At 73.3% G+C, this 14,925-nt stretch carries 17 protein-coding genes, 1 other RNA gene and 3 pseudogenes; 13 read left to right on the top strand and 8 right to left on the bottom strand.

Going from position 1 to position 14,925, the window contains the following annotated elements:
• Positions 1 to 63: 63 nt before the first annotated feature.
• Positions 64 to 387, bottom strand: coding sequence for a nuclear transport factor 2 family protein (locus ACIBUY_RS20770; RefSeq protein ID WP_365561629.1), 324 nt, complete (start codon positions 385 to 387; stop codon positions 64 to 66).
• Between the two features lie 107 nt (positions 388 to 494).
• On the opposite strand from ACIBUY_RS20770, the gene ACIBUY_RS20765 reads away from it, so the two are divergent.
• The 7 genes and pseudogenes from ACIBUY_RS20765 to ACIBUY_RS20735 all read left to right on the top strand — a co-directional run bounded on the left by ACIBUY_RS20765 (position 495) and on the right by ACIBUY_RS20735 (position 5,359).
• The gene (locus ACIBUY_RS20765; RefSeq protein WP_365561627.1) at positions 495 to 1,058 is read left to right on the top strand and encodes a DoxX family membrane protein; all 564 of its coding nucleotides are present in this window, start codon (positions 495 to 497) and stop codon (positions 1,056 to 1,058) included.
• A 46-nt stretch (positions 1,059 to 1,104) separates the two neighbouring features.
• Entirely contained in the window at positions 1,105 to 1,458 is a 354-nt protein-coding gene (locus ACIBUY_RS20760) for a MazG-like family protein (RefSeq protein ID WP_399153292.1), read from the top strand.
• 10 nt (positions 1,459 to 1,468) lie between these two features.
• Positions 1,469 to 1,972, top strand: a pseudogene (locus ACIBUY_RS20755) (AAA family ATPase); the annotation flags it as partial.
• Positions 1,970 to 2,551: an MOSC domain-containing protein gene (locus ACIBUY_RS20750; RefSeq protein WP_399153489.1), complete on the top strand. Its 582-nt coding sequence runs from the start codon at positions 1,970 to 1,972 to the stop codon at positions 2,549 to 2,551. The pseudogene ACIBUY_RS20755 and the gene ACIBUY_RS20750, both read left to right, overlap by 3 nt.
• Positions 2,551 to 3,153: a GrpB family protein gene (locus ACIBUY_RS20745; protein ID WP_399153291.1), complete on the top strand. Its 603-nt coding sequence runs from the start codon at positions 2,551 to 2,553 to the stop codon at positions 3,151 to 3,153. The genes ACIBUY_RS20750 and ACIBUY_RS20745 overlap by 1 nt, the downstream gene beginning before the upstream one ends.
• Positions 3,154 to 3,209: 56 nt before the next feature.
• Positions 3,210 to 4,094, top strand: coding sequence for a glycosyltransferase (locus tag ACIBUY_RS20740; RefSeq protein WP_365562015.1), 885 nt, complete (start codon positions 3,210 to 3,212; stop codon positions 4,092 to 4,094).
• 404 nt (positions 4,095 to 4,498) lie between these two features.
• A complete protein-coding gene (locus ACIBUY_RS20735; RefSeq protein WP_399153488.1) occupies positions 4,499 to 5,359 on the top strand; it encodes an iron chelate uptake ABC transporter family permease subunit in 861 nt (286 codons plus the stop codon).
• A 133-nt stretch (positions 5,360 to 5,492) separates the two neighbouring features.
• Here the strand turns inward: ACIBUY_RS20735 and ACIBUY_RS20730 are convergent.
• Positions 5,493 to 6,506: pseudogene (locus ACIBUY_RS20730) on the bottom strand (MFS transporter); the annotation flags it as partial.
• A gap of 226 nt (positions 6,507 to 6,732) precedes the next feature.
• On the opposite strand from ACIBUY_RS20730, the gene ACIBUY_RS20725 reads away from it, so the two are divergent.
• A complete protein-coding gene (locus tag ACIBUY_RS20725; protein ID WP_365561616.1) occupies positions 6,733 to 7,068 on the top strand; it encodes a hypothetical protein in 336 nt (111 codons plus the stop codon).
• Positions 7,069 to 7,118: 50 nt separating this feature from the next.
• Entirely contained in the window at positions 7,119 to 7,574 is a 456-nt protein-coding gene (locus tag ACIBUY_RS20720; RefSeq protein WP_399153290.1) for a group III truncated hemoglobin, read from the top strand.
• Between the two features lie 30 nt (positions 7,575 to 7,604).
• On the opposite strand, the gene rnpB is transcribed toward ACIBUY_RS20720, so the two are convergent.
• From rnpB to ACIBUY_RS20700, 4 genes are all read right to left on the bottom strand, one after another.
• Positions 7,605 to 8,004: RNase P RNA component class A (gene rnpB / locus ACIBUY_RS20715), an RNA gene on the bottom strand.
• Positions 8,005 to 8,035: 31 nt separating this feature from the next.
• Positions 8,036 to 8,605: a Uma2 family endonuclease gene (locus ACIBUY_RS20710; RefSeq protein WP_365562013.1), complete on the bottom strand. Its 570-nt coding sequence runs from the start codon at positions 8,603 to 8,605 to the stop codon at positions 8,036 to 8,038.
• Positions 8,606 to 8,761: 156 nt separating this feature from the next.
• On the bottom strand, positions 8,762 to 9,301 hold the full coding sequence (locus ACIBUY_RS20705; protein ID WP_365561610.1) for a TetR/AcrR family transcriptional regulator: 540 nt from the start codon (positions 9,299 to 9,301) through the stop codon (positions 8,762 to 8,764).
• Complete coding sequence (locus ACIBUY_RS20700; protein WP_365561606.1) at positions 9,294 to 9,713, bottom strand: DUF4260 family protein; 420 nt, start codon at positions 9,711 to 9,713, stop codon at positions 9,294 to 9,296. The genes ACIBUY_RS20705 and ACIBUY_RS20700 overlap by 8 nt, the downstream gene beginning before the upstream one ends.
• Before the next feature lie 156 nt (positions 9,714 to 9,869).
• On the opposite strand from ACIBUY_RS20700, the gene ACIBUY_RS20695 reads away from it, so the two are divergent.
• Together ACIBUY_RS20695 and ACIBUY_RS20690 are read left to right on the top strand one after the other, a co-directional pair.
• Positions 9,870 to 10,631: a MerR family transcriptional regulator gene (locus tag ACIBUY_RS20695; RefSeq protein WP_399153289.1), complete on the top strand. Its 762-nt coding sequence runs from the start codon at positions 9,870 to 9,872 to the stop codon at positions 10,629 to 10,631.
• Positions 10,632 to 10,687: 56 nt separating this feature from the next.
• Positions 10,688 to 11,248 carry a hypothetical protein gene (locus tag ACIBUY_RS20690; RefSeq protein ID WP_365562011.1) on the top strand — a complete coding sequence of 187 codons (561 nt, stop codon included), beginning with the start codon at positions 10,688 to 10,690 and terminating at the stop codon, positions 11,246 to 11,248.
• On the opposite strand, the gene ACIBUY_RS20685 is transcribed toward ACIBUY_RS20690, so the two are convergent.
• Positions 11,199 to 12,644, bottom strand: coding sequence for an RNB domain-containing ribonuclease (locus tag ACIBUY_RS20685; RefSeq protein ID WP_399153288.1), 1,446 nt, complete (start codon positions 12,642 to 12,644; stop codon positions 11,199 to 11,201). The two genes, ACIBUY_RS20690 and ACIBUY_RS20685, sit on opposite strands and share 50 nt — an antisense overlap.
• 118 nt (positions 12,645 to 12,762) lie before the next feature.
• On the opposite strand from ACIBUY_RS20685, the gene yaaA reads away from it, so the two are divergent.
• Positions 12,763 to 13,545, top strand: coding sequence for a peroxide stress protein YaaA (gene yaaA / locus ACIBUY_RS20680; RefSeq protein ID WP_365561598.1), 783 nt, complete (start codon positions 12,763 to 12,765; stop codon positions 13,543 to 13,545).
• A 74-nt stretch (positions 13,546 to 13,619) separates the two neighbouring features.
• Entirely contained in the window at positions 13,620 to 14,246 is a 627-nt protein-coding gene (gene eda, locus ACIBUY_RS20675) for a bifunctional 4-hydroxy-2-oxoglutarate aldolase/2-dehydro-3-deoxy-phosphogluconate aldolase (RefSeq protein ID WP_365561595.1), read from the top strand.
• A gap of 33 nt (positions 14,247 to 14,279) precedes the next feature.
• Here the strand turns inward: eda and ACIBUY_RS20670 are convergent.
• Positions 14,280 to 14,921 (bottom strand): annotated as a pseudogene (locus ACIBUY_RS20670) (histidine phosphatase family protein); the annotation flags it as partial.
• Positions 14,922 to 14,925: the final 4 nt, after the last annotated feature.

The following is a 14,925-nucleotide window of genomic DNA, read 5'->3' as shown; positions in this document are numbered from 1 at the left end:
ATATTTCTGACGAACCGTCAATCCCCAGTGCGGAGCGGTCCGTTGATCGCGCGGCTACGAGGATCAGGCCTGGCCGGTCTCGAACCGGGTGACCTTGTCGCCGCTCACGTCGAACGTCCACCTGGTGCGCATCTCGCCCCAGGTGTCGTTGCTGTAGCGGGCGATGAGGCCACGCCCCTGCGCGGTCTCCTTCTCGACCTCCATGTGGCCGTGCGAGTCGAAGATCTCGCGGGCCGTCCAGTCGTCGAGGTCGCGTTCGCTGCCGTCGTCGGCCATGGTCGCGCCGGGCGCGAGGACGGCACGGAAGGCTTCCCTGTCATGGGCGTTCAGCGCCGAGACGAAGGCGCGGACCGCCGGGTCGCTCAGTTTTGCGGTCTGGATGGACATGGGCCCAGGCTTGCACCGCGTCCGGGCGGCCGCCACCCGGGCGGGACCGCCACCCGAATGGGCCCGCGCGCGAGGTGCCGGGGCCCCGCCTGCCGGACGGTGGGGACATGACCTGCATACGTTCCCGTGCCTCCCGCACGCCGCCGCCGTCCTGCCTCAACCGCCGTGACCTGGGTCTTCTCCTGTTGCGCGTGGGTACGGGCTCGGTCCTCGCCGCGCACGGCGCGCAGAAGCTGCTCGGCTGGTTCGGCGGGGGCGGCCTGTCCGGTACGGCGGCCGCCATGGAGTCCATGGGCTACGCCCCCGGCCGGGCGAACGCCCTCGCGGCCGGGCTCGGTGAGGCGGGCGGCGGGGCGCTGCTCGCGCTCGGTCTCGCCACTCCGCTGGGCGGCGCCGCGGCGGCGGGCACCATGGCGGGCGCGGCGGCCGTGCACGCCCCGAACGGGTTCTTCGCGATGAAGGGCGGCTACGAGTACCCGGCGTTCCTCGGCTTCGTCGCCGCGGGCCTCGCGGTGACCGGCGCGGGCCGCTACTCCCTCGACCACGCGCTCGGCCACACCTTCGACCGGCACTGGATGGTGCCGGCGGCGCTCGTGGGCGTCGGGGCGGCGACGCTCGCGGTGGTCGGCTCGCGCAACAAGCGGGTCCGGGAGTCCGACTCCGGGGAGTAGGGGCACGGCCGCACCCCGCGGCCGCGCCCCCGTATGGTCGGGGACCGTGACGACGTACGAGAACGACGAGACGGCGTACGGGAACGACGACCCGTGGGAAACCGTCGACCGCCTGCGCGCCTGGCTCGACGACGCCAATCAAAAGGCTCCCCAAGAGGCCCTGCTCCTACGGGTGTTGAAGCTCTCCGAGGAGGTCGGCGAGGTGGCGCAGGCAGTCATCGGCGCGGTCGGGCAGAATCCGCGCAAGGGGGTCAGCCACACCTGGCAGGACGTCGAGTCGGAGCTGTGCGACGTCGTCGTCACCGCCCTGGTCGCCCTCGGCACGCTCACGCCCGACCCGCGCGCGGCACTGTCCGCGCATGTGGCGAAGGTCGCGGAGCGCTCGCTCGGGCCCGCATAGGGTCGGCCGCATGATCGTATGGCTGAACGGCACTTTCGGCGCGGGCAAGACGACCACCTCCAAGGAACTGGTGGGGCTGCTGCCCGAGGCGCGGATCTTCGACTCGGAGTACGTCGGGTTCATGCTGCGGCACGTCCTGCACGACGTGCCGCACGACAACTTCCAGGAGTGGACGCCCTGGCGGAGCCTGACGGTGGCGACGGCGCGGGACGTCCTCGCGTTCACCGGCGGCACCCTGGTGATACCGCAGACGGTGCTCGACGAGTCGTACTGGACGGAGATCCACGACGGCCTGACCGCGGCGGGCATCCCGGTCCGCCACTACGTCCTGCACAGCGACGCACAGACGCTGACGGACCGCATCAACGGGGACACGGAGGAGATCCGCGACTGGCGCCTGCGCCACGTGGAGCCGTACGCGCGGGCGCTGCCCTGGCTCTCGCGCGCGGGCACGGTGGTCGACACGACGGGCCGCACTCCGGCGGAGGTCGCCGCGTGGATCGCCCGGGACATCCGGGACGTCCGGGACGTCCGGGACGGGTTCGAGGGCGGCGTCGTCACCGCGGTCAGCAGCAACGGCACGTACTCCTTCACCAAGCCGAACCGGGACGGCATCACGCTGCTGGCGGGGCTCGGCGTCGAGGGGGACGTGCATGCCGGGGTCACCGTCAAGCACCGTTCCCGGGTCGCCCAGGATCCGACGGCGCCCAATCTGCGCCAGGTCCATCTGATGCACGAGGAGCTGTTCGACGAGGTCGCCGAGGCCGGGCACGAGGTGCGGCCCGGGCAGCTCGGCGAGAACGTCACCACGCGCGGCATCGATCTGCTCGCCCTGCCCACCGGGACGCTGCTGCACTTCGGAGCAGGCGGCGCGGTCATCGAGATCACCGGGCTGCGCAATCCGTGCCTGCAGATCGACCGCTTCCAGGACGGGCTGCTCAAGCGCGTCGTGGGCCGGGACCCCGAGAGCGGGGAGGTGGTCCGCAAGGCCGGGATCATGAGCGTCGTACGCAAGGGCGGCACGGTACGCCCCGGCGACGCCATCCGCGTCCAGCTGCCCGCCGAGCCGCACCGCCCGCTGGAGAAGGTCTGATGCCCGAGCACGAGAAGCCCGTCGTCGTCCCGTACGACCCCGCGTGGGCGGCCGACGGCGTGGCGCTCTGCGCTCAACTGCGGTCCGCACTGGGCCCGTTGGCGCTGCACGTCGACCACACCGGCTCGACGTCCGTGCCCGGGATGGCCGCCAAGGACATCTTCGACGTGCAGGTGAGCGTGGCCGAACTGGACACTGCCGCGGCCGCGTTCGAGGCGCCGCTGGCCGCGCTGGGGTTCGTGCGCTCCCCGTACCTGGGCGACCACGTGCCCGCCGGGCGCGAGGACAGCGGGGACAGCGGGGACAGCGGGGACCCTGCCGACTGGGCCAAGCGCTTCTGGTCGCGGCGGACCGCGGACGCGCCACCGGTCAACCTCCATGTGCGCAGGGCGGGTTCACCGAACGAGCGGCTCGCGCTCCTGTTCCGGGACTGGCTGCGCGCGACCCCGGCGGCCGTGCCCGCGTACGCCCGCTTCAAGTACGTACTGGCGGATGCCGTCCCGGACACGGGCACGTACGCCGACGTGAAGGACCCGGTCGTCGATCTCGTCGCGGTCGTCGCCGAGCAGTGGGCGGCGAGCACGGGGTGGCGCCCTCACTGACAGCGGCCGTCAGGTGAACGACTACCATCGCCGCCATGACTGACAGGCGCCGAACCATCGAACTCCCCCGCTTGGGCGTGGCCATCGTGACCATGGGCAACCGGCCCAAGGACGTGGACGCGCTGCTGGAGTCGGTGGCCAAGCAGGACGTGGTGCCGGCCCGCGTCGTCATGATCGGCAACGGGACGCCGCTGCCCGCGTTCACCGGCTACCCCTTCGAGGTCACGAACGTGGAGCTCGACGACAACCTGGGCTGCCCGGGCGGCCGCAACGTCGCCCTCGCCCGGCTGCGCGAGTTCGGCGACGTCGACGTGGCGGTCGAGCTCGACGACGACGGACTCCTCGTCGACGCCGACGTGTTCTCCACGATCCAGGGCCTGTTCGCGTCCGATCCCGACCTGGGCATCGTCGGTTTCCGCATCGCGGACGAGCACGGCGAGACGCAGCGCCGCCACGTGCCGCGGCTGCGCGCGAAGGACCCGATGCGGCGCGGCCTGGTCACGGCCTTCCTCGGCGGTGCGCACGCCTTCTCGATGGACATGCTCGCCGAGACCGGCGACTGGCCCGCCGACTTCTTCTTCACGCACGAGGAGACGGACCTGGCGTGGCGGGCGCTCGACGCCGGGTGGAAGGTGCTCTACGAACCCGCGCTGCTGCTCCAGCACCCGAAGACGTCCCCGGCCCGGCATGCGGTCTACTACCGGATGACGGCCCGCAACCGCGTGTGGCTCGCGCGCCGCCGCCTTCCGCTGCCGCTGGTTCCGCTGTACCTGACGACGTGGACGCTGCTGACTCTGTTGCGTACGCGGTCGGTCGGCGGCCTGCGGGCCTGGGCGGGCGGGTTCGTGGAGGGGCTGCGCGCCCCGGCCGGTGAGCGGCGGCCGATGCGCTGGCGCACGGTGTGGCGCATGACGCGCCTGGGCCGCCCGCCACTGATCTGACGGACGGCCCGGGCCCGGTCGGGGCTCAGCCCTGCTGCGCGCGGCGCCTGCGCGTGGCGCCTGCACGTGGCGAACACCGTGCCCGCGCCCGCGGCGACGACCAGTGCGGCGGCCGCGGCGAGCGGGCCCGCCGGGACGTCTGCGCCGGTGGCCGCGAGGGATCCGGTGCCGCCGGTCGTCGAGCCTGTGCCGGTGGTGCCCGAAGTGCCGCCGGACGTACCGCCGTTGGAGCCGTCGGTGCCGTGGGTGCCGTGGGTGCCGTGGGTACCCGCCGGGAGCGTGGCGTTCTCGTCGAGGGAGACCGCGGCCGTGACCGGGTCGAGCGCGTCGCCCGTCTTGTAGAACCGCCGAACGCCTTGGCGCCGTCGGCGGTCAGGGTGGCCGCCGCGCCGTCGAGCTCGACGATGTCGCCGGAGGCGGTCGTCATCGCGCTGCTGACGGCCGCGGCCGTGGCGGTCTCCGGTGTCATCGGATTCGTCGGCCTGGTCGTCCCGCACCTGCTGCGGATGCAGGCGGGCCCCGGCCACCGTTTCCTGGTGCCCGGCAGCGCGCTCGGCGGCGCCGTCGTCCTGGTCGCGGCCGACCTCGCCGCCCGCACGCTTCCGTCCCGATACGCCGCCGGGGACACGGTCGCCGAGACCCGCGCCCTGCGTCTGGCCCTGGGCGGCCGCGAGGTCCTGTCCGGCGTCGACCTGGCGGTCCGCGCGGGCGAGGTCCTGGCCCTGGTCGGCCCCAACGGGGCAGGGAAGTCAACCCTGTTGGCGGCGCTGGCGGCGGACCTGGCGCCGGCCTCCGGCGAGTTGCCGATCGCGGGCCGCCCGGCCGTTTCCTGGACCGCACCCGAACTCGCCCTGCGTCGCGGCCTGTTGCCCCAGTCCGCGGAGCTCTCGTTCCCGTTCACGGTGGCGGAAGTGGTCCGCATGGGCCGGGCCCCCTGGGCGGGCACCCCGCACGAGGACGCGGACGACGAGGCGATCGCGGCGGCGCTGCGGTCGACGCAGACGACCTCCTTCGCCCCGCGCCCGTTCTCCGCGCTCTCCGGCGGCGAGCGCGCCCGGGTCGCGCTCGCCCGGGTCCTCGACCTGGGCCTGGCCACCGCCCACGCGGACCGCACGGCGGCCCTGCACGCGGGCCGCATCACGGCGGACGGGCCCCCGGCCGAGGTGTTCGACGGGGCGCTGCCCAGCGAGGTGTACCAGCACCCGGTCGAGGTGTTGCCGCATCCGTCGTCGGGCGCCCCGCTGGTGATCCCGATCCGCTCCTGACCGCACGCCCCTGGACCCGGACGCCCGCGGGGACCACCCAGCAGGCCGCGGCGGCGAGCAGCCCGGCCGCGGCGAACCCCCAGGCGTACCCGGCCGCGCCGATCAGGGCACCGAGGGAGGGCGGGGTCAGGGAGGCCGCGATGTTCTGCCCGGTGTTCTGCACACCCATGGCCCGGCCCGCCCAGGCGCGGCCCGCGAGTTCGGCGGTCGCGGTGAAGGCGAGCCCGTTCGTACTGGCGGTGATGCCGCACGCGACGACGAGGCACAGATCGGTCAGCGGCGAGGGCCACACCGCCCCGAGCGCGGTGGCTCCCAGCACGGCAGCGATGGCGACCGCCAACTGCCGCATGGGCCGCATCCGGCTGCCCACCCGGTCCGACCAGACCCCGGCGGCGATCCGCGAGGCGGCCCCCAACACCTGTGCGGTGGCGAGCAGTTGACCGGCCCCGACCGCGCTCCATCCGCGTACGTCCACCAGGAACACGAGCGCGAACGCACCCGCCGTGAACTGCGGTACGCACAGCAGCGCACTGGAGGCGTGCACCCGCCACAGGGCCGAACTCCGGTAGGGATTGCGGGAGTCCACGACGTCGGAGGCGCCCTCGGCCCGCGACGGATCCACGGCGAAGACCCCCACGAGCACGGCGACGACCGCGCACAGCACCCCGCAGAAGACGACGATCGCCGCGAGCCCGCCCCGCTCGGCGAGTGCGGGCACGACAAGGGCGGCGATCCCCATGCCCAGCGGCGTCGACGTCTGCCGGATCCCCATCGCGAGCCCGCGCTCCCGCGCCGAGAACCACCCCACGACCAGGCGCCCACTGGCCGCGGAGACGGAGGCCCCGGCGGCGCCGGCGAGCACGAACAGACCGCCCAGACCGACGAGTTGATGCACCGTGGCGGCCACGAACAACAACGCGGCGGACAGGCCGAGCCCGACGGTGAGCACGATCCGCTCCCCGTACCGGTCGGCCGCGGCGCCCCACGCCACGAGGGCCAGCACGAGCCCGACGGTGGGACAGGCGACGAGCACCCCGACCTCCGTGAGCGACAGCCCGTACTCCCGCCGCACCGCGTCCGACACGTAGGGCAGCCCGTACAGGAAGACACAGGCGACCGTCTGCGCGGCGGTCCCGAGCACGAGCATCATCCAGCGCCGCACGGCGAGCTCCTCCCCTGGGGCCCCGGGAGGGGCCGGTGACGGAACTATGCCACCGCGTCCGCAATCCAAGACAGATCATCTCGCATGAAGAGACAGCACTCCGACAGCACTCCCCTTCAGCACTCCCCTACACTCCCGGGACGAGTTGCCGTGTGCCCCGCCCCGGTGTGCTCTGGACTCCAGGGCGAGCGAGAGAGAGGACCGGCATCCCATGACGGACGCGGAATCCCGAACGGTCACCGAGACCTTTGCCTTCACGTGCGGCGACTGCGGCAAGACCTGGAAGCACACCTTCCGGATCACCCCGCTCCCCGCTCCCCTGGACGCCACGGGCCAGACCACGCTGGAGTACGTCGACGAGGCCACGGGCCAGGCCGTCCGCACCCCCCTGTCCGAAGCGGTCTGCCCCAAATGCACCAGCCGCAAGGTCCACGTCGTGTCCCCGGACCTCGCGGACCGCGCCCACGCCGCCGAACACCAGGAACGGCCCCACCGCGAGCACCGTCTCCACCTCCCCCACCTGCGGCGCGACGCCCGGGACGAGTGAGGGACCTTCGCCCGTGGCGCCCGCCGATGCCCGGCGCGCACGGTAGGAGGATGAAGAGCCCCCGTGCCGACATCGCCTCCCGCGCAGACCTGGACGTCCTGCTGCGCCGCTTCTACACGGCGGCCTTCGCGGACCCCCTGATCGGCCCGTACTTCACGCAGATCGCGGGGACCGACCTCGAGGTCCACCTGCCGCGCATCACGGACTTCTGGGAACGCGCCCTGTTCCGCACGGCCGAGTACCGCCGCAACGCCTTCGCCCCGCACGCCGCGCTGCACACGGCCCGCCCGCTGACCGCCGCACACTTCGGCCGCTGGGTCCAGCTCTGGCACGCCACGGTCGACGGCCTCCACCGGGGCCCGAACGCGGACCGCGCGAAGGCCCAGGGCGAACGCATCGCCCTGGCCATGCTGCGCCGCCTCGAGGGCCGCGACGCGACGACGGAGGGCGAGGGGGCGACGGGGTTCATCCCGCTGGCGGCGGTGGAGCTGCGGGGAGCGGCTTAGCGGCCCGGCGGCTCCGGAACCGTAAAGGGGCAGACGAGTCGGGCTGTACGCCGGGTTCTGTTCCGAGGGTTCCTCGCGGAGCCCTCGGCGACGGCCATCCATCTAGGGCCGGCGTTGCCACCGGCCTCGTGCGGTCTACCCGCGGACTCGGGCGGGCAGCCCTCGAACGTCCGCGCAGAGCCACCGAGGTGGCTCCTCTTGACCTTGCTCCAGGTGGGGTTTACCTAGCCGCCTGAGTCACCTCAGGCGCTGGTGGTCTCTTACACCACCGTTTCACCCTTACCCGGCACCGAAGCGCCGGGCGGTCTGTTTTCTGTGGCACTGTCCCGCGGGTCACCCCGGGTGGCCGTTAGCCACCACCTTGCCCTGTGGAGCCCGGACGTTCCTCGGGAGGTTCCGAAGAACCCCACGCGGCCGCCCGCCCGGCTCGTCTGCCGTCCGGCCATCCTACCCGGCCACGATCACAGGAACGCCGCCGTCTCCAGCTCGAAGGCGAACGGCTCCGGCAGCTCCATGGGCTTGCCGAAGGGGCGGGTGCAGTGCTCCTGGTAGTCGTCGCCCTCCGGATCCCGGAAGAGGGTCACCGAGGAGGCCTCCCGGTCGATGAGGAGGTAGAGCGGGATGCCGCCCATCGCGTAGCAGCGGCGCTTCGCCTCCCGGTCGGCCCCCGGCTTGCTGGAGGTCACCTCGACCACCAGGGCGACGCCCTCGCAGGGCATCCAGGGGTCGGCACCGCGGAAGAGGCGGCGGTCCCGGGGGGCGAACGTGCCGTCCGGGATCGCATGGTTCTTGGGGCAGGCGCCTCCACGCTTCAGCTTCAGGCCCTTGTTCCCGGAGAACTGCATATCGGTCCGGGAACGCCGATACACCTGGCTGACAACCAGTTCGATGTAGTCCTCGTGGTCCCCGTCCGGCGGCGGCGTCACGACGATCTCCCCCTCGATCAACTCCGCCCGGAAGCCTTCCGGGGTGTCCAGCGCGAGGAAGCCCTCCAGCAGGACCTCGGCCTGCGTGAGCGGCTCGTGTGCCATGGCGGTCATGTCACGCTCCTCCTTCGGTCGCTGGTCACGCTGGGCCATCGGTGGATCTCCTGTCGTCGAGATCGAGGACCGTTCCCCCGATCGTGGCACAGCGGGCGCCGAGTCCGCCGCAGCACGGAGAGGGCGGGGCTAAGGGAATCGGAGGCGCTAGGAGCGCAGGGCTGACAGTCCCGTGCGCCAGGCCCCCGTCAGGTCCGCGTCGACCGGAAACCGGCCGTGGATCTCCAGGATCACCATGCCGTGCGCGAACGCCCAGACCGCGCGGGCCAGGTCGGCGTCGCCGTCGCAGGCCCGTACGAGGGGTGCCGCGGCGCGGTCCTCCAGGCCTTCGGGGAGCGCGTGCCGGGGCAGGGGGCGTTCCGTGCCGAGGCAGTAGAGGTGGGGGTGGGCCAGGGCGTACGCGCGGTAGGCCTCGCCCAGGGCGAGGAGGGAGCCGGGAGACCGTGCCTCCGCCTCCTCGCAGGCCAGCGCCGACTCCGTGAGCATCTGCGTCACCAGCTCGACCTCGACCGCGTACTTGTCGGGGAAGTGCTTGTACAGCGAGGGCGCCTTGATGCCGAGGCGGTCGGCGAGGGCCCGCATGGTCAGGGCGTCGGGCCCGGACTCCTCGAGGAGCACCCGGGCCTCGGCCGCGATCTCGGTGGCGCGGGGCGTGAGCCGCCGCCGTTGCTCAGTGGCCTCAGGCACGCTGGAAGCCTTCCTTCGTCCGCAGTCCGTAGCCGAAGGCGCGATCGTACGAGATGTGGGCGAACCAGCCGCACAGGGCCGCGAAGGCCGGCGCCCAGGTGAAGGGGGCGAAGGTGTACGCGACGATCAGCGCGAGCGGGACCAGGGCGCGGTGGGCGGTGTTGTAGAACGGCACGGCGCGAGGCGGGAGTTGGCCCTTCTCCATGCGCGGCGCATCGCTCATGCCGACCAGGAACGTGAAGTCCGGTGCGATGAAGAAGACGAAGGCCAGCATTCCGGCGAGCCAGCCGTGGTTGACGCCCTCCAGGACCGCGAAGGCCGACCAGAACAGCGCGTTCAGCAGCCACGCCGTGCGGCGGATCACGGCGAGCGGCTTCACGGACGGCCGTGCGGCGGGTGCGGTGGCGCTCATGGGGGCCTCCCTGGCGAGTGAGCGAGTAGGCGAGTGGCTAACGGTGTTAGCCGGGCATGTGAAGACCGTACGGCTAACAGCGTTAGCCGTCAAGGCCTCGTGTCTCGAATGCGCTCCGCTTGACCCTTCCGTAGCGTCAACGTTTCTACTGAGGCCATGAGGATCGGAGAGCTGGCCGGCATCGTCGGCGTCACCACGCGCGCCATCAGGCACTACCACCACCTCGGGCTGCTCCCCGAGCCCGAGCGCCTGGCCAACGGGTACCGCGAGTACGGGCTGCGGCACGCCGTCGAACTGGCGCGCATCCGGCGGCTGACCGAGCTGGGGCTGGGGCTCGGCGAGGTGCGGGACGTGCTCGCCGACGACGCCGGGCGCGAGCTCGTCGAGGTGCTCGCCGAACTGGACGCCGATCTCGCGCGGCAGGAGGCGGAGGTCCGTGAGCGGCGGGCGCGGTTGCGCGGCCTGCTGTCGGACGCGGAGCGGGGGCGACTGCCCGCGGAGGGGCCCCTCTCCCCCGAACTGACCGCGTTCTTCCATGAGTTGGGAGAGGCGGACACCCTGTCGCCGATGGCCGCGAAGGACCGCGAGATGCTCGCCCTGCTCGACACGACCGCGCCGCCCGAGGCCCGTGAGCAGCTGATGGCGTCGGTGCTGCCCGCGTTCTCCGGGCCGGGCGCCCGGGAGGCGGCGCTCGATCTGTACGCCCGGCTCGACGCCCTGGCCGACGCGGCGCCGGACGACCCGCGCGTGGCCGAGGCCGCTCAGGCGCTGGCCGCACTGCTGCCGCCCGACCTGCCCATCACGGAGAGCCCGGGACAGAACGTGTTCTTCGACTCCGTCCTCGCCGAGTTCTCGCCCGCGCAGGCCGAGGTGCTGCGGCAGGCGATGCGCCTGTTCACCGAGGGCGGTGCGCGGTGATCCGGCTCGCGCCGCGGCTGCTCAGGCACGAGCTGCGGGTGCTGGCCAGTCTCGGGATGTGGGTGGCGCGGCGGCGGCACGGCGTCCCGGCGGGGTCGAGCGCGTTCCCGTACGCCCGTGGGCAGGCGTTCATGATGTACGCCTTCGCGTTCGTCTGCGTCGTGGAGACCTTCGGGATGTGGGCGCTGCTGAAGGACTGGCCCACGCTGCACCACGTCGTGCTGGTCGTCGACGTGTACACCGTGGTGATGATCCTCGGGCTGCACGCGGCGTCCGTGACCCGGCCGCACGTGGTGAGCGGCGAGGAGTTGCGGGTGCGCCGCGGGGTCCAGCTGGATCTGCGGATACCGCTGGAGCGGATCGCGGCCGTGCGCCGCGAGAACCGGTTCACGCACACCCCGGCCGACGGCGAGCTGAACCTCGACGTCGCCTCGCAGACCAGCGTCACGGTCGAACTGGCCGAGCCCGTACGGCACTTCACGTTCCTCGGCAGGGCGCGGGACGTGCGTCTCGTACGGCTGCACGCCGAGGATCCCGAGCAGCTCGCCCGCACCCTTCGGGCGCGGCTCACGCAGGCGCGAACTGCACCTTCGCCCGTCCCGGATCGGCCTGCGTGAGCCGGACGCGCAGCCGCTCGCCCAGGGGCAGTGCGGAGGCGCCGCCCTCGATGCGGGCGACGACCGCGGGGTCGGTCAACTGGACGGTGCCGACGGCCGGTTCACGGTCCTTCACGTCCACCACGCAGGCGTCGAACAGTTCGCCGATCCGGTCCTGGAGCAGCGCCGCCTCGACGATGTCGACGCACTCGCGCTCCACGGAGTTGCCGCGCCGGGTGCCCTCCGCCATCTCCTTGGGCAGTTCGGCGAGCGCCTCCACCGCCCACGGCGGCGGGTCCTGCCCGGCGCACGCGGCCAGGCACAGCTCGGAGGCGTAGCGGTCGACGAGGCGGCGCAGCGGGGCCGTGCAGTGGGCGTAGGGCGCGGCGACGGCGGCGTGCGTGGTGAGTTCGGGGACGTCGCCGCCCGAGAAGGACGTGTAGCCCGCGCCGCGCAGCAGCGTCGTGCACTCCTGGAGGAAGGCGGCGTGGTGCGGCTGGTGGGGGTCGAGGGAGCGGACCAGGTCCGAGTACGGGACGTGGTGCGGCCAGTCGATGCGCAGCGCCTTCGCGGTGCGGCGCAGCCGGCCGACGGCGCCGTCGGGGGCGGCGGGCAGGGTGCGCAGGATGCCGGTGCCCGCGCCGAGCATCAGATCGGCGGCGGCCATGCCGGCGAGCAGGGAGATCTGGGCGTTCCAGCCGTCGGCGGGCAGCGGGGCGCGGTAGGCGAGTTCGTACGCGTCGCCGCTCGCGACGATCTCCTGCTCGGGGACGTTGAGGGAGATGCCGCCGCGCTCGACCTCCAGCCGTTCGCGCAGGGCGCCGATGTCCTTGAGGAGCGCGACGGCCTCCTCCGCGCTGCCGTCGTCGATGGACTTCTGCACGCCTTCGTAGTCGAGCTTGGCGCGGCTGCGGACGAGGGCGCGTACGACGTCGGTGGTCTCGGCACGCCCGTCGGCGTCCAGGTCGACGGTCCACAGGACGGCCGGGCACGTCTGGTCCGGGAGCAGGCTCGCGGCGCCCTCGCTCAGCACGGCCGGGTGCAGCGGCACCTTCTCGTCGGGGAAGTAGAGGGTGGTGACGCGCCGGTGGGCCTCGGCGTCGAGGGCGCCGCCGGGTGTCACGTACGCGGCGACGTCCGCGATCGCGTACCGCACCCGGTAGCCGCCGCCGGGGCGCCGGGACAGGTGCATGGCCTGGTCGAGGTCGGTCGACGTGGGCGGGTCGATGGTGAAGAAGGGGATCGCCGTCTCGTCGCGCTCGGGCAGCCGGGGCGGGTCCGCGGCGACCCGCTCCGCCTCGGCGAGCACCTCGGCCGGGAACTCCTCGGGGACTTCCAGCTTCGTACGCAGGTCGCGCAGCACGGCACCGAGCGGGGCCTGCGCTGCGCCGGTCACACGGAGGTGGCGGCGGGGCATGGGTCGAGCGTAGGCCGGACGGGACGCGGCGGCACGGCGGCGGCACACGTCGCCGGCCGCCGCCCGACTACCCTGGCGCGGGGCCGCACCCCTCCCCGCCGTCCAGAAGGAGAAGCACGTGCTCGTCTTGCTGCCGCCGTCCGAAGGAAAGGCTGCCTCCGGGCGAGGCGCCCCGCTGAAGCCCGAGTCGCTGTCTCTGCCGGGGCTCGCGGGCGCGCGGGCCGCGGTCCTCGACGAGCTGGTCGAGCTGTGCGCCGCCGACGAGGAGAAGGCGCGCGAGGTGCTCGGGCTGAGCGAGGGGCTGCGCGGCGAGGTCGCGAAGAACGTGGAGCTGCGCACGTCCGGGGCGCGGCCCGCCGGGGAGATCTACACGGGCGTGCTCTACGACGCCCTGGACCTGGCCTCGCTGGACGCCGCCGCCAAGAAGCGGGCGGCGAAGTCGCTGCTCGTGTTCTCCGGGTTGTGGGGCGCGGTGCGCGTGACGGACCGGATCCCGTCCTACCGCTGCTCGATGGGCGTGAAGCTGCCGGGGCTCGGGGCGCTCGGCGCGTACTGGCGGACGCCGATGGCCGAGGTCATGCCGGAGGCGGCCGGGACCGGGCTCGTGCTCGACCTGCGCTCGGCGGCGTACGCGAACGCGTGGAAGCCGAAGGGCGAGCTCGCGGGGCGGACGGCGACGGTGCGGGTGCTGCACGCGCCGACGCGCAAGGTGGTCAGCCACTTCAACAAGGCGACCAAGGGCCGGATCGTACGGTCCCTGCTCACGGCCGGGGACGCGCCCGCCACCCCCGCCGAACTGGTCGACGTACTGCGGGAGTTGACGTACGAGGTCGAGGTGGAGGCGCCCGCGAAGGGCGGGCAGGCGTGGAGCCTGGACGTGCTGGTGGACGAGATCCACTGACCCACCCGCCGCTTGCGTTGCAGCATGCGCAACGGGCTTTGCGCATGCTGCATAGCGCGGGGCAGGATGTCCCCATGACCTCCTCCGTGCTCGCTCTCGCCCCCGTCGTCCCCGTCGTCGTCGTGGAGGACGCCGCCGACGCGGTGCCGCTCGCCCGGGCGCTCGTCGCGGGCGGGCTGCCCGCGATCGAGGTGACCCTGCGGACGCCGGCCGCGCTCGACGCGATCCGGGCGATCGCCGACGCGGTCCCGGACGCGGTCGTCGGCGCGGGCACCGTGATATCCCCCGCGAACGTCGCCGATGCGGTGGCGGCCGGGGCTAAGTTCCTGGTCTCCCCCGGCTGGACGGAGGCGCTGCTCGACGCCATGAAGGGGTCGGGGGTGCCGTTCCTGCCGGGTGTCTCCACGACGTCGGAGGTCGTGGCGCTGATCGAGCGCGGCGTGCACGAGATGAAGTTCTTCCCGGCCGAGGCCGCGGGCGGCACCGCCTATCTGAAGTCCCTGGCAGGACCGCTGCCGCAGGCCCGCTTCTGCCCGACCGGCGGGATCTCGCTCGCGTCGGCGCCCGCGTACCTGGCGCTGAAGAACGTCGGCTGCGTGGGCGGCAGTTGGATGCTGCCCGCCGAGGCCGTCGCGGCGAAGGACTGGGCGCGGGTGGAGTCGCTGGCCCGCGAGGCGAGCGGCCTGGGCGACGCCCGCTGACACCGCTGACCGTGCTGACACCGCTGATGTCCGCTAGCGCAGGTGCGCCGTCTCGTTGAGGAACCGGACGCTCGTGTTGCCGTCGGCGTAGTACGCGATCCCGGTCAGGGACGCGGCCGCCAGTTCCATCCGGAACAGGGCCTCGGGCGGGGCGCCGAGCGCGAGGCGGACCAGCGTCTTGATGGGCGTGACGTGGCTGACCACGAGGACCGTGCGGCCCCGGTGTTCGGCGGTCAGCCGGTCGCGGGCCGCGGCGACGCGCTCCGCGACGTCGGCGAAGCTCTCGCCTCCGCCGGTGGGGGCCGCGTCGGGTGAGGCGAGCCAGGCGTTCATGTCGTCCGGGTGCCGCGCCCCGACCTCCTTGAACGTCAGCCCTTCCCAGGCCCCGAAGTCCGTCTCCCGCAGCCCCTCGTCGACGGTGACGGCCAGGCCGAGGCGGTCGGCCGCGGCCTGCGCGGTCTCACGGCACCGCTTCAGCGGCGACGAGACGACGGCCTCGACCGCACCGTGCACGGCAAGCCCCGCGGCAGCCCGCGCCGCCTGCCCCCGGCCCACCTCCGACAACTCCGGATCGTGCCCGGCCCCGCTCCCGGAGAACCGCTTCTCGGGGGTGAGAGCGGTTTCGCCGTGGCGCAGCAGGACGAAGGTGGTGGGCCGACCGAGGTCGGGTGCGGCCACG

The organism is Streptomyces sp. NPDC050085 (assembly GCF_044460595.1).
Lineage (GTDB): Bacteria > Actinomycetota > Actinomycetes > Streptomycetales > Streptomycetaceae > Streptomyces.
Note: the sequence above shows the minus strand (reverse complement) of the source record. Positions and strands in the feature narration are given on the sequence as shown.